The organism is Halegenticoccus tardaugens, from assembly GCF_004116405.1.
Lineage (GTDB): Archaea > Halobacteriota > Halobacteria > Halobacteriales > Haloferacaceae > Halegenticoccus > Halegenticoccus tardaugens.
Genome location: NZ_SDIC01000001.1, coordinates 799917 through 813213, shown reverse-complemented (window position 1 = coordinate 813213; position 13297 = coordinate 799917). Strand labels below are relative to the sequence as shown.

General features: G+C 66.2%; 17 protein-coding genes and 1 tRNA gene. 12 read left to right on the top strand and 6 right to left on the bottom strand.

The genetic code is table 11. The features are described 5' to 3' along the window. The 5 genes from C3L37_RS04300 to C3L37_RS04280 form a co-directional block, all read left to right on the top strand. Positions 1-209, top strand: a 209-nt coding sequence (locus tag C3L37_RS04300; protein ID WP_129113366.1) for a GTP cyclohydrolase IIa, incomplete at its 5' end; no start/stop codon positions are given. 108 nt (positions 210-317) lie between these two features. Next, on the top strand, positions 318-896 hold the full coding sequence (locus tag C3L37_RS04295) for a CBS domain-containing protein (protein ID WP_164974654.1): 579 nt from the start codon (positions 318-320) through the stop codon (positions 894-896). Between the two features lie 139 nt (positions 897-1035). Beyond that, positions 1036-1515, top strand: coding sequence for a GNAT family N-acetyltransferase (locus C3L37_RS04290; RefSeq protein WP_129113364.1), 480 nt, complete (start codon positions 1036-1038; stop codon positions 1513-1515). Between the two features lie 30 nt (positions 1516-1545). After that, positions 1546-1619: transfer RNA gene (locus tag C3L37_RS04285), tRNA-Thr, on the top strand. Between the two features lie 768 nt (positions 1620-2387). Then, entirely contained in the window at positions 2388-2624 is a 237-nt protein-coding gene (locus C3L37_RS04280) for a DUF7835 family putative zinc beta-ribbon protein (RefSeq protein WP_129113363.1), read from the top strand. A gap of 315 nt (positions 2625-2939) precedes the next feature. On the opposite strand, the gene C3L37_RS04275 is transcribed toward C3L37_RS04280, so the two are convergent. The 5 genes from C3L37_RS04275 to sdhC form a co-directional block, all read right to left on the bottom strand. Next, positions 2940-3155 (bottom strand): helix-turn-helix domain-containing protein, encoded by a 216-nt coding sequence (locus C3L37_RS04275; RefSeq protein ID WP_129113362.1) that lies wholly within the window; start codon positions 3153-3155, stop codon positions 2940-2942. Positions 3156-3532: 377 nt separating this feature from the next. Further along, positions 3533-5368 carry an FAD-binding protein gene (locus C3L37_RS04265; RefSeq protein WP_129113361.1) on the bottom strand — a complete coding sequence of 612 codons (1836 nt, stop codon included), beginning with the start codon at positions 5366-5368 and terminating at the stop codon, positions 3533-3535. A 15-nt stretch (positions 5369-5383) separates the two neighbouring features. Then, a complete protein-coding gene (locus tag C3L37_RS04260; RefSeq protein WP_129113360.1) occupies positions 5384-6265 on the bottom strand; it encodes a succinate dehydrogenase/fumarate reductase iron-sulfur subunit in 882 nt (293 codons plus the stop codon). 3 nt (positions 6266-6268) lie between these two features. After that, the gene (locus C3L37_RS04255; protein WP_129113359.1) at positions 6269-6640 is read right to left on the bottom strand and encodes a succinate dehydrogenase hydrophobic membrane anchor subunit; all 372 of its coding nucleotides are present in this window, start codon (positions 6638-6640) and stop codon (positions 6269-6271) included. 1 nt (position 6641) lies between these two features. Then, on the bottom strand, positions 6642-7034 hold the full coding sequence (gene sdhC, locus C3L37_RS04250; protein WP_129113358.1) for a succinate dehydrogenase, cytochrome b556 subunit: 393 nt from the start codon (positions 7032-7034) through the stop codon (positions 6642-6644). Positions 7035-7158: 124 nt separating this feature from the next. Between sdhC and C3L37_RS04245 the strand changes: the two genes are divergently transcribed. Then, positions 7159-7293 (top strand): transporter, encoded by a 135-nt coding sequence (locus tag C3L37_RS04245; RefSeq protein ID WP_129113357.1) that lies wholly within the window; start codon positions 7159-7161, stop codon positions 7291-7293. Between the two features lie 188 nt (positions 7294-7481). Beyond that, entirely contained in the window at positions 7482-7685 is a 204-nt protein-coding gene (locus tag C3L37_RS25965; RefSeq protein ID WP_449267276.1) for a DUF7835 family putative zinc beta-ribbon protein, read from the top strand. A 42-nt stretch (positions 7686-7727) separates the two neighbouring features. Here C3L37_RS25965 and C3L37_RS04240 read toward each other — a convergent pair whose 3' ends face one another. Further along, positions 7728-8057 (bottom strand): hypothetical protein, encoded by a 330-nt coding sequence (locus tag C3L37_RS04240; protein WP_129113356.1) that lies wholly within the window; start codon positions 8055-8057, stop codon positions 7728-7730. Between the two features lie 225 nt (positions 8058-8282). Here C3L37_RS04240 and C3L37_RS04235 point away from each other — a divergent pair, with 225 nt between their 5' ends. The 5 genes from C3L37_RS04235 (at position 8283) to C3L37_RS04215 (ending at position 13220) form a co-directional block, all read left to right on the top strand. Continuing rightward, positions 8283-9386 carry a branched-chain amino acid ABC transporter permease gene (locus tag C3L37_RS04235; protein WP_129113355.1) on the top strand — a complete coding sequence of 368 codons (1104 nt, stop codon included), beginning with the start codon at positions 8283-8285 and terminating at the stop codon, positions 9384-9386. Positions 9387-9432: 46 nt separating this feature from the next. Then, positions 9433-10758: a branched-chain amino acid ABC transporter permease gene (locus tag C3L37_RS04230; RefSeq protein ID WP_129113354.1), complete on the top strand. Its 1326-nt coding sequence runs from the start codon at positions 9433-9435 to the stop codon at positions 10756-10758. Next, the gene (locus C3L37_RS04225; RefSeq protein WP_228546102.1) at positions 10755-11672 is read left to right on the top strand and encodes an ABC transporter ATP-binding protein; all 918 of its coding nucleotides are present in this window, start codon (positions 10755-10757) and stop codon (positions 11670-11672) included. The genes C3L37_RS04230 and C3L37_RS04225 overlap by 4 nt, the downstream gene beginning before the upstream one ends. A gap of 59 nt (positions 11673-11731) precedes the next feature. Beyond that, positions 11732-12445, top strand: coding sequence for an ABC transporter ATP-binding protein (locus C3L37_RS04220; protein ID WP_129113408.1), 714 nt, complete (start codon positions 11732-11734; stop codon positions 12443-12445). A gap of 160 nt (positions 12446-12605) precedes the next feature. Beyond that, the gene (locus tag C3L37_RS04215; RefSeq protein ID WP_129113353.1) at positions 12606-13220 is read left to right on the top strand and encodes a GAP family protein; all 615 of its coding nucleotides are present in this window, start codon (positions 12606-12608) and stop codon (positions 13218-13220) included. Positions 13221-13297: the final 77 nt, after the last annotated feature.

The window sequence follows — 13297 nt, the reverse complement described above, 5'->3', positions numbered from 1 at the left end:
TCGTCGGCGGCGACAACGTGATCGCGGCGTGCCCCGCGCTCGCACCCGAAGAGTACGACGCGGCGCTCTCTCACGTCCGCGACGACGCGGGCGTCGAACTCAAAGTCGGCGTCGGGGAGGGTCGGAGCGCACACGACGCTGGGATGCTCGCCAAACACGCCCTCGAACGCTGCCGTCACGACAGTCTGGACGTCGTCTTCGAGCGGTGAGGGGACGCGTCCGCGACGACGGCGGCTCCGAGAAAGTGTACGTTGGTCCGCTCGCCGCATAAGCCTGCTGGAGGTAACTTTTAGCCAGATTCCTCCGAATCAATGGACATGCGCGACAGTGTCACGGTTCGCGACATCATGGTACGGGAGTTCGTCGGGGTGAGCGAGTCTGACGCGATCGGCGCGGCGGCGGAGCTGATGCTGGAGGAGGGCGTCGGGTCGGTCGTCGTTCTCCGCGGTCGCACCCCCGTCGGGGCGATGTCCGCGCGCGACGCGCTCGCGGCGTTCGTCGACCGCGAGGCCGGGAGCGACCCGTCCGAAACGCCGGTCGCGGAGATCATGTCTCCGCCGGCACCGACCGTCGACGCGAGCGACGGGCTCGCCGAAGCGGAAGCGCGGCTGGTGTCGGAAGCCGCGTCCAGACTGCTCGTCGTCGACGACGACGAACTCGTCGGCGTCGTCGAGGGACGTGACGTGATGGCCGCGGGGCGGTCGCGCGTGCAGGACGTCGACGAGGCGTCGTCGACGACGTTCGCCGACGACAGAGCCGACGCCACCGAGGAGGGGTACGCCGCTGAAAACGGAGAGTACACGACGCAGAGCATCTGCGAGGTCTGCGGAACGTTCGCAAACGGGTTGACGAACTCGAACGGCCAGTTGGTCTGTGCGGACTGTCTCGAAATATAGCGGCCGTCGCGCCGGTCGAGTCGAACCGTCCGATCGCGTTCGGCGGCGGAGAAAGCGCTTTGCCCGACGGACGAGTAGTCGAGTCCCCTGCGCTCGTGACGACGCGTATACCGGATTCCCTCCACGGAGTGTGACGAGAATGGACATCACAGCACCGGACGCGCTCGAAGCCGGCCGCATCGCGGACCTCTGGGTTCGGCTCGCCCGCGGCCAACGGGCCCACGGATCGCACCTCGTCGCGTCGCCGAATCGATCGACGGTTCTCGAATCGATCACCCGTCACATCGTCACCGACGGCCTCCTCGTCGCCCGCGACCCCGACATCGTCGGCTTCGTGATGTTCGGCCTGGAGATGGGGGCGTACGAACAGGACGTCTCCCGGGGTCTCGTCCAGAATCTCTACGTTTGCTCCGATCGCCGCGGCGACGGCGTCGGCTCCGCGCTGCTCGCGGCGGCCGAACGACGCCTCGTCAATCGCGGCGCGGACGTGATCTCACTCGAAGCGATGGCGGACAACCGCGCCGCGATCAGATTCTACCGCCGCCACGGGTATCGACAGCACCGCGTCGAACTCGAAAAGCGGGTCGAAAGCGATAATAACGCGGGCGAAGATGCGTAACCGACGGACCGAAGGCGCACCGACCGGCGCGCCAGGAGAGCATGGGCGGTTCATGCACTCGACTTGTAATCGAGACTTCGTGGGTTCGAATCCCACTCCTGGCTTGACACTTTCGGTTCGAGCGCACGAGGGACGACCGTGGCGACACCCGATCTGACGGAATCGGTCCGGTGGCGATCGATGGATGGCAGACATCAACCCAGTGAGAAATCAGGTCCGTTACACGCGTCCGTCACGCGATACTGTCACGATAGGTAGTGCTTGATCGAGGGTATGCTACCGCTCTTTCGACTAACCTCGGGAAAGTTTGAACGATCATACATGCATTGCAATGGATACTTTTATAGTGAGTATGTCGAATCTGTACGTGATGTCGTACTCGTCCCGTCTGACGGTTAGCGTCGATCCGATCCGTCTTCTAGGGTTCGCTCTCATTTCAGCCGGGATCGTCGTCGCGTTCGTCCTGTTCCACCACTATTATGGCTACAATCTAACACGTTCTGCTCTTTACGGTGCGTCGATAGTCACACCCGCGTTGATATTTTCGACCATCACGTTCGACCGTTCCGACGGCACCGTCCGGTAAGTGAGACCAGCGGTCGTCGACGCGGAACACCGGGACCGTCGTGAAATCCGCCACTTCATTCAAACGTAGAAGAATATCTACCGTGAACGTGTGTAATGTGAATCGCACAGTCGATGAAACCAGAAGGTGTCAAGAACGATTATCTACTTCGAGCGCTTCTATTCGCTCCGCGCGCCGGCGCGTTCGATCGCACGCATCTTCCGCCCGACGTACCGAGAGGCACGCTCGGGCTTCGTCTCTCGATGGACGGTGCGTTCCGACCGAGCGGGAAGCGAGGGGAACTAACATGAAAGGCGAAAAGACGGACATCGGGATGACGGCCAGAGAACACTGCGACGTCTGCGGCGAGCGGACCGAGCAGATCGTACAGATCGCGCTGGTTTCGACGGTGAACTCTCGGGACGTCTCTCCTGCCAACGCGAAGTTCGCGCGCGTGCCGTGTCGCGTGACGACCTGTACGGCGTGTCGGACCGAGCGGCGGGAGGCGCACCGCCGTGCTCGTCCGCCGACCGGACGATCCTGACCGTCTCTCCCGTCGCACCCCGACGGTTCGTCTGCACGGCGTACGCGGCGGTCTCGAAGGACGAGCCGCGATATCTCGTCTTCTCGTCGGAGCCGATCGCTCGATAGCGGGTCGCAGTCCACGGTCCGCTGATCGAAACGAGGACCCGGTCGCCGGAGGTGAACGCTTATTCCGCACGGCGATCTGATAATCGATATGGACGGTCCGGACGCGTTCTTCCTCGTCGTCGCGTTGTTGCTCTTCGCGGCAATTCTCCTCGGCCTCGTTCTCAGCGTCGTCTGATTCGACCCGCGACGCCGCGGTCGCCGGGATCGGCTACCGGAGGACGTACCGCTCCGCGTCCCGGCCGACGAGACCGCGCTCGCGGAGCGTCCTGAGAACGCTGTACAGCGAGAGCTTCTTCATCCGGAGGCCCTCCTGTAGCTCCGTGATCGTCGCCGCGCCGTGCGTGGAGAGGTACAGGTAGACCAGCTTCGCCCGAGGGGAGCGCAGCTCTCCGGGGATCGGAACCGTCTCCGTGGTCCGCTGCATCATCGTACTCCGACTCTCGGGTTCGACGATAATAAAACCCCTATTCAACGATCGTCGAATACCTCGAGTCGGCCGTCTCGGGCCGTTTCGAGGCGCGGCGAGAGTTTATTCGGGTTCGGGTGAATTCTATCGCGCCGATGACGCGGGGCGTACGGGACGTCGGTTTCGACCGCTGTCGAGGGCGGAAGAACGAGCGGAAGGGGCGGGAGTCGAACCACGCGAAGCCGATAATCCGCCGCTGGGGTGTGAACCCGTAACGGCGATGCGCTACCACTGAGCTACCCTTCCTCAATGACCTACGCGTACCGAACTTAATACGCTTATCACTTCCGCCGACGCCGATCCGGCGAGGGCGTCGGCTCGAAAAAGAAGCCGCGTCAGTAGCTCCGGATTTTCGGTTCGTACGTCTTCGACTCGCCCTCGAGCACGACGGGTCTGAACCACAGTTCCGGTTCGCCGCCGTTCCAGGCCATCAGGGTGTGCTTGAGCCAGCGTTCGTCCTTCCGCTCCTGGTGTTCCTGTCGCCAGTGAGCGCCGCGGAACTCGTCGCGCGCGAGCGCGCCGACGGCGATCGTCTCGGCGACGTCGATGACGTTCCGCGTCTCGATCGTCATCTGGAGGTCGGTGTTGAACGTCCGGGAGGGGTCGTCGACGTACACGTCGCGGTAGTCCTCGCGCGCCTTTCGGATCTCGCGCAGCGCCTTCTTGATGCCCTCCTCGTTGCGGAAGACGTTGACCCACTTCGTCATCGCCTTCTGGACCCGGGCGCGGATCTCCGCGTGCTGGATCCCGTCGTCTTTGCTCATCAGGCGCTCGACGCGCCGCCGTTCGGCGTCGACCGCGGCCTCGACCACCTCGTCGGGATCCGTGAGTCTCGCGGCCCCGCCGTCCGCGACCGCGGCGTCGGAGATGCCGGCCTCGCCGAGCGCGACGGGCGAGTCCACCTCGCCCGCCTCGACGTCGTCGGTCCTGCCCGTGACGATCTTCGCCTCGCCGAGGTCCGTGCCCGCGGCGTGCTTACCCGCGCGCTTGCCGAACACGATGAGTTCCGGCAGCGCGTTCCCGCCGAGGCGGTTCGCCCCGTGGACGCTCACGCAGGCGCACTCGCCGGCCGCGTACAGGCCCGAGATGCACGTCTCGCCGTTCTCGTCGGTCTCGATGCCGCCCATCTCGTAGTGCTGGCCGGGCTTGACCGGCATCGGCTGTTCGAGGCCGTCGACGCCCTCGAAGTCCTCCGCGAGGTGGAGGATGTTCTCGAGGCGGTCGATGATGCGCTCCTCGCCGAGGTGGCGCATGTCGAGGTGGACGTACTCGTCCTCGATGCCGCGCCCCTCGTTGACCTCCGTGAGCTCGGCCCGCGAAACCACGTCGCGGCTGGCGAGCTCGCCGTCGTTGTTCGCGTAGCCGTGTTCGAACATGAACCGCTCGCCCTCGACGTTGTAGAGGATGCCGCCCTCGCCGCGGACGCCCTCGGAGATGAGCACGCCCGTGGAGGGGAGCGTCGTCGGGTGGAACTGGACGAACTCCATGTCCTCCAGCGGGACGCCGGCGCGGTAGGCCATCGCCTGTCCATCGCCCGTACAGGAGACGGCGTTCGTCGTGTGATCGAACGCCTGCCCCGGTCCGCCGGTCGCGAGGATGACCCCGTTTCGGGCCTTGAAGCCCGCGACTTCGCCCGTCATTACGTCGTAGGCGACGACGCCGTGGCACGTCCGGTCGCGCGGATCCGGTTCGTCCGTCACCGCGACGTTCATCACGTACCACTCGTCGTACACCGTGATGCCTCGCTTTACCACCTGCTCGTACAGCGTGTGCAGGAGGTGGTGGCCGGTCTCCGCGCCGGCGTAGGTCGTCCGCGGGAACGAGAGGCCGCCGAACGGTCGCTGGGAGACGCGGCCGTCCTCCTCGCGGGAGAAGGGCATCCCCCAGTGTTCGAGCGTGATGACGTCGTCCGGGGCGTCCTTACAGAGCGTTTCGATCGCGGGGGCGTCGCCCAGGTAGTCGGAGCCCTTCATCGTGTCGTAGGCGTGAGACTCCCAGGAGTCGCCCTCGCGCAGCGCCGCGTTGATCCCGCCTTCCGCCGCGCCGGTGTGGCTCCGGACCGGGTGGAGCTTCGTCACCATCGCGACGTCCGCTCCCTCCTCGTGGGCCGCGATGGCCGCCCGGAGTCCCGCACCGCCCGCGCCGACGACGAGTACGTCGTGTTCGTACATTGAGTTCACCTTGGGTTACCAGAACTTGAGGTTGTTTTTCACCGCTTCGCGCTTCAGCTCCTGGATGTGCTCCGTGAGCGGGATGTCCTTCGGACACACCTCGGTGCACGAGAACTGCGTCTGACACCGCCAGACGCCGTGTTCCTGCTCGACGATCCGCAACCGGTGCTGTTTCAGGTCCTCGCCCTCGCGCTCGTCCATCGCGAACCGGTACGCCTTGTTGATGGCCGCCGGTCCGAGGTACTGGTTGTCGCCGGCGGCGATGTTACACGAGGAGTAGCAGGCGGCACACCAGATGCAGCGCGTGGACATCTTGATCTTCTCGTGGTTCTCGCGCGACTGCCGCTGTTCCTCCAGGTCGCCATCGGGCAGGTCGTTCGTCTGGAAGTACGGCTCGACCGCCTCCATCTGGTCGTAGAAGTGCTCCATCTCCACGACGAGGTCCTTTACGACCTCCTGGTGGGGGAGCGGCTCGACGCGAACCGGCTCGTCGAGGTCCGAAAGCTGCGTCCGGCAGCCGAGCCGCTGGCGGCCGTTGATGAAGAACGCGTCGGAGCCGCAGATGGCCTGCCGACAGGAGTGCCGGAAGGTGAGGCTCGAATCGAAGCTGTCTCGGGCGTAGATGAGCGCGTCGAGGACCGTCATCCCCTGCTTGTAGGGGACGTAGAAGTCGTCGAATCGCGGCTCCTGTTTGTCCGCGACCTCCGGGTCGTAGCGGAACACCTTCAGGTGGTACGTGTCCTCCTGTTCTGCGACTTCCTTCGGCGATTCGATCTCCTCGCCGCGCTTTTCGCGGAGTCGCCGCTGCTGCGGCGAACTGGCGGCGATGATCTCCTCGTCGGCCGATTCGGTGTCGGTCTCGGTCTGGTTCTTGGGTTTCTGTTGTGGGGTGCTCATGTGTTAGAAGGTCGGGAGGCCGGCCCACGCGTTCGCGGTGCGGATCCCCTGCACGATGAGGAGGGCGCTCGCGGCGACGAGCGTCCACTTCACCGCCGTCTTCTTGCTACCCGAGAGACCCTGGTTGACGAGCGCGTTGTAGACGCCGTTGACGCCGTGGAACGTCGCCGTCACGAGAAACAGGATCATGAGCGAGTAGTACGTCCACTGTTCCATCCGCGCGCTGCTCAGCGCGAACGTCACCTCGTCCGCGTGGTAGACGAAGTGCAGGAGGAAGAAGTGAAACGCGAGCACGATCACGAGGAACGCGGCGGTGATGCGCTGCCACAGCCAGCGGCGGCCGCCGGGCTGGAACGAGGAGTATCGCTCCGCCATCTCAGAAGACCCCCGCGACGAACGTCGGGACGCTCGCGACGACGATCGCGCCCGTCAGGACGAGTGACGCGTAGAAGCTCTTGTCCTGTGCTTCCAGCCCGATTCCGAGGTCGACGAGCAGCAGCCGCAGCCCGTTGAGGATGTGGAACACCGCGACCGCGAGCAGCCCGACCTCGAGGATGCGAACGACCAGCAGGCTTTCGAGCGCCTGGATCGTCTCCGTGTAGGGAGCCGCGCCGGACAGCGCCGTCGACAGGACGGCGATGTGCGTGAACAGATAGCCCACGAGCACCCAGCCGGTGAACTTGTGGAAGATCCAGGCCCACATGCCAGCCGAGAACTCGCGCCACCTGCCGAAGTCCTCGATGAGGCCCCGATTGTAAGACTGACTCATACTCTTTTGAGAGTCGGGACCCGGGTGGTATAGAAGTTACGTAAGGTCCGTCGCGCTGCCGGCGAAACGCGGCCTCGCGCCCGCGGCCCCAGCGCATATTTGTCCGTCCGCCGTGTCGTACGGTATGGTCAGACTCTCAACCGGAGTGATACTCGTCGGAATCGTCCTCCTGTTCGTGCCGGTGCCGCCCGTCGCGACGATCCTCGGAATTCTCGTCGTCCTGCTCGGCCTCGCGCTCCGGTTCCTTCGCGGGAGCTAACCGAGCGAACGCCGCCGGCGATGTACACCCCCAACGGCCGTCAGCGGTGCTGGCCGAGCCTATTTTGCAAAAAAGACACTTTCGTGGAGGTACATACCTGTTTTAGGATCTAGATGGAAACTATTTCTCGTATCCACAGCATCCTTATGTACTTCGGGAACGAACTGTGATCCGGGAGGGGAGAAACGTTGCGAGACGAGAAGCTAGCCGTAAATCAAGTACGATCGGAGTGTGCGTTCTGCAGGGAGACGACGGTGCACACGGTCGCCCTCGAACAGATTCGAACGACGGACGGGGGCGCGGTCGCCCCCGAGAACGTCAAGTTCGCGCGAGCGCCAGCGCGGGTCAGTCGCTGCGACGCGTGCCGCGTCCGGACCGTAGAGCGGGTTTGAATCGCCCCCGCGCGGGAGCGACCGCGACTCCGTTCGCGCCGATCACCGCCGGCTGTCGGCTTCGAGCAGGCGAGCGAGTTCGTCCATCCGGCCCCGATCGTACGCCGTGAGGTCGTATCGGTTGCCGTTGTTTCGCTCGCTGTGTATCGCGAGGACGCCGAACCGCGCGAAGAGCGAAAGCACGTTTCCGAGCATCCGCGCGCTGAGATCCGTGTTTTCGAGCGTTCCGAGGAGCTGCTGGGTGGTGGGATAGTTCCGCGAGGAGGCCTCGATCGCGCGCCGGACGTCCGCGTGGTGGGCCCGCACGAGTCCGTATCTGGCGGGCTGCGTTTCGCGCAGGAGTTGCACCTGTGTCTGAAGCGATTCGCGCACGTTCGACAGTTCTTACCGTGTTTACATTATTAACTTTTTAGTTAGTATTTTTGAATAAGATTTCAGTTGAAAAATTCGTCGACCGGCCGAGACGTTCGGTCCGGCACCGACCGCTCATCCAGGGACGTCGTCGCGCCCACCCGACGGTACTCGTCGGGGTAACCGGGCGTTTCGGAGCGAAGGTATTTGCCCTTCGGTCCCCCTCAATCCTGCGGGGTGGTATCAATGGGAATGGCAGACACGTACTCGCGGGGGTGGCGGTTCGTCGCCGAGCGGCCGCTCGAACTCCTCGTCTGGGCGGTCGGTGCGGCGTTGCTCGTCGATCTGTTTTCGAAAGTGACGGCCGGCGACGTCACCGCTTTGACGATCGCCCTCTTTCTGAAGGACGGGATCGTCATCGGGCTGGTGATCGGTCTCGCCGGCATCGGGCTCTCGATGACGTACAGCATACTGAATTTCGCGAACTTCGCGCACGGAGAGTACCTCACGGCCGGCGCGTTCGCCGGGTGGGCGACGACCTACCTGATCGCCGGGATCGGCACGGTGAGCGCCGGGGATCTGTTCCTCGTGGGCGTAAGCGGCGGCGCGGACGCGGGGACCGTCGGCGCGAGCGTGTTTTCGACGCCGGTCGCCGTCCTCGTCGGCTTCGTCGTCGCGATCGCGTTCGGCGCGGGGCTCGCGCTCGCGCTCGACCGCGTCGTGTACCGACCCATGCGGGGTGGGAACGCGATCGCCCTGCTCATCGCGAGCATCGGCGTCGCGCTCGCGCTGCGGTACCTGCTCGCGTTCGTCTTCGGCACGAGCAGGACGGGGATCACCGGCGGAACGCTGCCGACGTATCTCGTTCCGGGGGTCGACCTCATCTTCAGCGCCCACGAACTCGCGCTCGTCGTCGCCGCCCTCGCGATGATGGGCGGCGTCCACGTGCTGCTCCGGCGGACGAAGCTCGGCAAGGCGATGCGCGCGATGGCCGACAACACCGACCTCGCGCGCGTGACCGGCATCCCGACGGAGCGGGTGATCCGGGCGACCTGGATCATCGGCGGCGGGCTGACGGGCGCCGCCGGCTACCTCGTCGTGCTCGAAACGGGCACGATCTCGTTCGACTACGGGTGGACGCTCCTGCTTTTGATCTTCGCGGCGGTCATCCTCGGCGGCATCGGGTCGATCTACGGCGCGATGCTCGGCGGGCTGACGATCGGCGTCGCGAGCACGCTGTCGCTGCTTTGGATCCCGTCCGACTTCACGAGCGCCGCCGCGTTCGCCGTGATGATCGTCGTGCTCCTCACGAAGCCGGCGGGGCTGTTCGGGGGGGTGACGACGGCGTGATCGCCGCCGATCCTCGGGTCGGATGCGTCCCGCGGGGTGACCGCCGGTGAGCGCGGACGCGGAGCGCCGAACGAACCGGCTCCCCGGCGGCGACGCCGGACTGATCGTCGGCGTCTTCCTCGCGCTGTACGCCGGATTCACGCTGCTCGGACTCTTTCTCGGGCTGGGCGTCGACGGGGTGGCGAGCACCCTCCAGCGGATCACCTTCTTCGCCGCGGTCTACGCGCTCCTCGCGCTCGCGCTCAACCTCCAGTGGGGGTACGCCGGCCTGTTCAACATCGGCGTCGCCGGGTTCATGGCCGTCGGCGTCTACACGATGGCGATGCTCACCGCGCCGACGGATCCCGCGGCGGGCGGAATCCCCGGGCTCGGACTCCCGCTCCCCGTCGGCGTCGTCGGCGGCATGGTCGCCGCCGCTGTCGTGGGTGCGATCGCGGCGCTGCCCGCGCTCCGGCTGAAGGCGGACTACCTCGCGATCGTCACGCTCGCGCTGTCCGAGATCATCCGGATCGTGTACAACTCGACGACCCTCCGGACGTTTTCCGTCGCCGGGACCGAACTCGGCACCGGCGGCTCGCAGGGGTTGCCGCTGCCGACGAACCCGATCAACGCGCTGTTCTACAGCGATCCCCGCAGCCCGGCGTCGCCGCCGACCGCCCTCGGCGAGGCCGCGTTCGAACTCGCTCGGAGCGCCGAGATCGGGCACACGACCGTGGTCGACTGGGCGTACACGCTCGTGCTCCTCGGCTTCGTCGGGCTGTTCTACCTGCTCCTGTCGCGCGTCGGCAACTCCCCGTTCGGCCGGGTGCTGAAGGCCATCCGCGAGGACGAGCTCGTGGCGAGTTCGCTCGGAAAGGACACCGGTCGCTTCAAGATCAAGACGTTCATGCTCGGCTGCGCGCTCATGGGACTCGGCGGGATCCTCTGGCAGGGCAGCCAGTCGTACGTCAGCCCGAGCAGCTTCCTACCCATCCTGACGTTCTACATCTTCATCGCCCTCATCGTCGGCGGCGCGGGGTCGAACACCGGCAGCGTGATCGGCGGCGCGCTCTTCGTCGGCCTGCTCTTCGAGGGACCGACGTTCGTCCGGCGGTTGGTCGCGCAGTTGGTCCCCGTCGGCGACGCGCCGGACACGTTCGTCGCCGCCGTCGCGCCGCTCGCGTCGTTCGACGTGACCCCGCTTTTCGCCTACGCGCTGGCGGACCTCTCTTCACTCCGCTTCGTGCTCGCGGGCGTCGTGCTCGTGTACTTCATGCAGAACCGACCCCGGGGATTGCTCGGCCACCGCAAGGAGGTCGCCGCGAGCGTCGATCTCTCGCGACGCACGCCGCGGCCGGCGCGGGCCGACGGTCGAGGAGGTGAGCGACCGTGAGCGACGCCTCGGAGGCGGGCGGCGGCGCGCGGCCGACGATCGACGGGCGGGCCGACGACGCGGCGACGGACGCGGCCTCGGCACCCGATGCCGGGGAAACGGAACGCGCGTCGCCGGTCGAGCACGCAGCACGGGGGGTGCCGACGGGGAGTCCGCTCCGGGTGGAGAACCTCGTAAAGCGGTTCGGCGGGCTGACCGCGGTCGACGGCGCGAGTTTCGACGTCGAGGCGGGGTCGCTGACCGGACTCATCGGACCGAACGGGGCGGGGAAATCGACGACGTTCGACTGCATCACGGGCGTCTACCGACCGGACGGCGGCGCGGTCTACCTCTACGACGAGGAGATCACGGGACTTCGGCCCTACGCGATCGCGGATCGCGGGCTGGTTCGGACGTTCCAGATAGCCCGCGAACTCGCGGAGATGACCGTCCTCGAGAACATGATGCTCGCGCCGCAGGACCAGCGGGGCGAGCGGCTCTGGCGGTCGGTGCTCCCCGGCTCTCGACGGGCGGTCAGGGAGCAAGAGCGCGAACTCCGCGATCGGGTCTGGGAGACGCTCGAATTCTTCGAGATCGACCACCTCGCCGAGGAGTACGCGGGCACCCTCTCCGGCGGCCAGCGAAAGCTCCTCGAACTGGCGCGGGCGCTCCTCACGGACCCCGACGTGCTCCTGTTGGACGAACCGCTCGCCGGGGTGAACCCCGTGCTGGAGGAGAAGCTGCTCGACCGGATACACGACCTCCGCCGAGAGGGCTACACCTTCCTGCTCGTCGAACACGACATGGACGTGATCATGAACAACTGCGAGCGCGTGATCGTGATGCACCAGGGGCGGGTGCTCGCCGACGACGCGCCGGCGGCGATCGTGGAGGACGAGCGCGTGATCGACGCGTACCTGGGGGCGAACGTGTGAGCACCGGCGTCGACCGCACCGACCGCGAGGACCGGGGCGACGGGGACGACCGCGACGGACTGCTCGTCGTCAAGGACCTCGACGCGGGGTACGACGACCTGCAGATCCTCTTCGGCGTCGACCTCGCGGTGGACGCCGGCGAGTACGTCGCCGTCATCGGGCCGAACGGGGCGGGAAAGTCGACCGTCCTGAAGTCCGTCTTCGGGCTCACGACGTACCTGGGCGGCCGGGTCGTCTTCGACGGCGAGGACATAAGCGACCTCCCGCCGGAGGCGGTGATCCGCCGTGGGATCAGCTACGTCCCCCAGACCGAGAACGTCTTCCCGTCGCTTTCGGTCCACGAGAACCTCGAGATGGGGGCGTACATCCTCGACTCGGTCCCCGACGACGCGCTCCGGGACGTCTTCGAGCGCTTTCCCGTCCTCGAAGAGCGCCAGTCGCAGCGCGCGGGCACCCTCTCGGGCGGGCAACAGCAGATGCTCGCGATGGGACGGGCGCTCATGCTCGACCCCGACCTCCTGCTGCTCGACGAGCCCTCGGCCGGACTGGCCCCGGACCTCGTGGAGGAGATGTTCGACCGCGTCGACGCGATCAACGACGCCGGCACCGCGGTCCTCGTCGTCGAACAGAACGCGACGGAGGCGCTCCGCCGCTGCGACCGCGGGTACGTGCTCGTTCAAGGGCGAAACCGCTTCACGGACACCGGCGAGGCGCTGCTCGCGGACGAGGAGGTCCGCCGGGGGTTCCTCGGCGGCGCGGACGCCCGGACGTGAGGTTTCACCGGCGATCCGACGATCTCGGGATTTGATGCTTCACCGACACCTTGAACCGGAGCCGTCGCGTTAGGGCGATCGTGGAGAATCGCGAGTCGGGATCGGCGGGTTCGCATCGCGGCGGCGGGCGGGAGGCGGCTTCTCGGCTGACGATCGAGCCATGAGCTTTCTGACGGTGCTCCCGCTGGCGATCGTGATGGTCGCGGGACCGCAGATCCTCAGCGCCGTCTTCCTGGCGACGAGCGAGGACTGGCGACGGAACTCCGCCTCGTTCGTCCTCGGCGCGGCCCTCTCCGTCGGCCTCCTCGTCGCGCTCGCGTACCTGTTCAGTAACGGCTCCATCGAGCGAGGGGGTTCGAGCGACGCGATCCACGCCGTCGTCCTCGTTCTCCTCCTCGTCGCCATGGCGCACACCTACCTGAAGAGAGGGGAGTCGAAGCCGCCGAAGTGGATGGGAACCCTGCAGTCGGCGCGGCCGACGTTCGCGTTCAAACTCGGCTTCCTGCTGCTGGGATTTTTCCCGACCGACGTCCTCACCGCCGTCTCCGTCGGCTCCTACCTCGCGGCCAACCGCCTCCCGTGGACGGATTCCCTCCCGTTTCTCGCGCTCACGCTGCTGTTCCTGTCGCTGCCGTCGCTCACCCTGCTCGCGTTCGGCGAACGGGCGGAGGCGTTCCTCCCGCGGGCCCGCGACTGGATGAAGACGCACTCGTGGGTGATCAACGAACTCGTGCTCGCGTTCTTCGTCGCGATGGTCGTCGGTAACCTCACGTGATAGCCCGATACCGCGCGCGATCGATCTCCAGAGTGATACGGTAGCAAATAACAATCGGTAATCCCGCCGTCCACCGT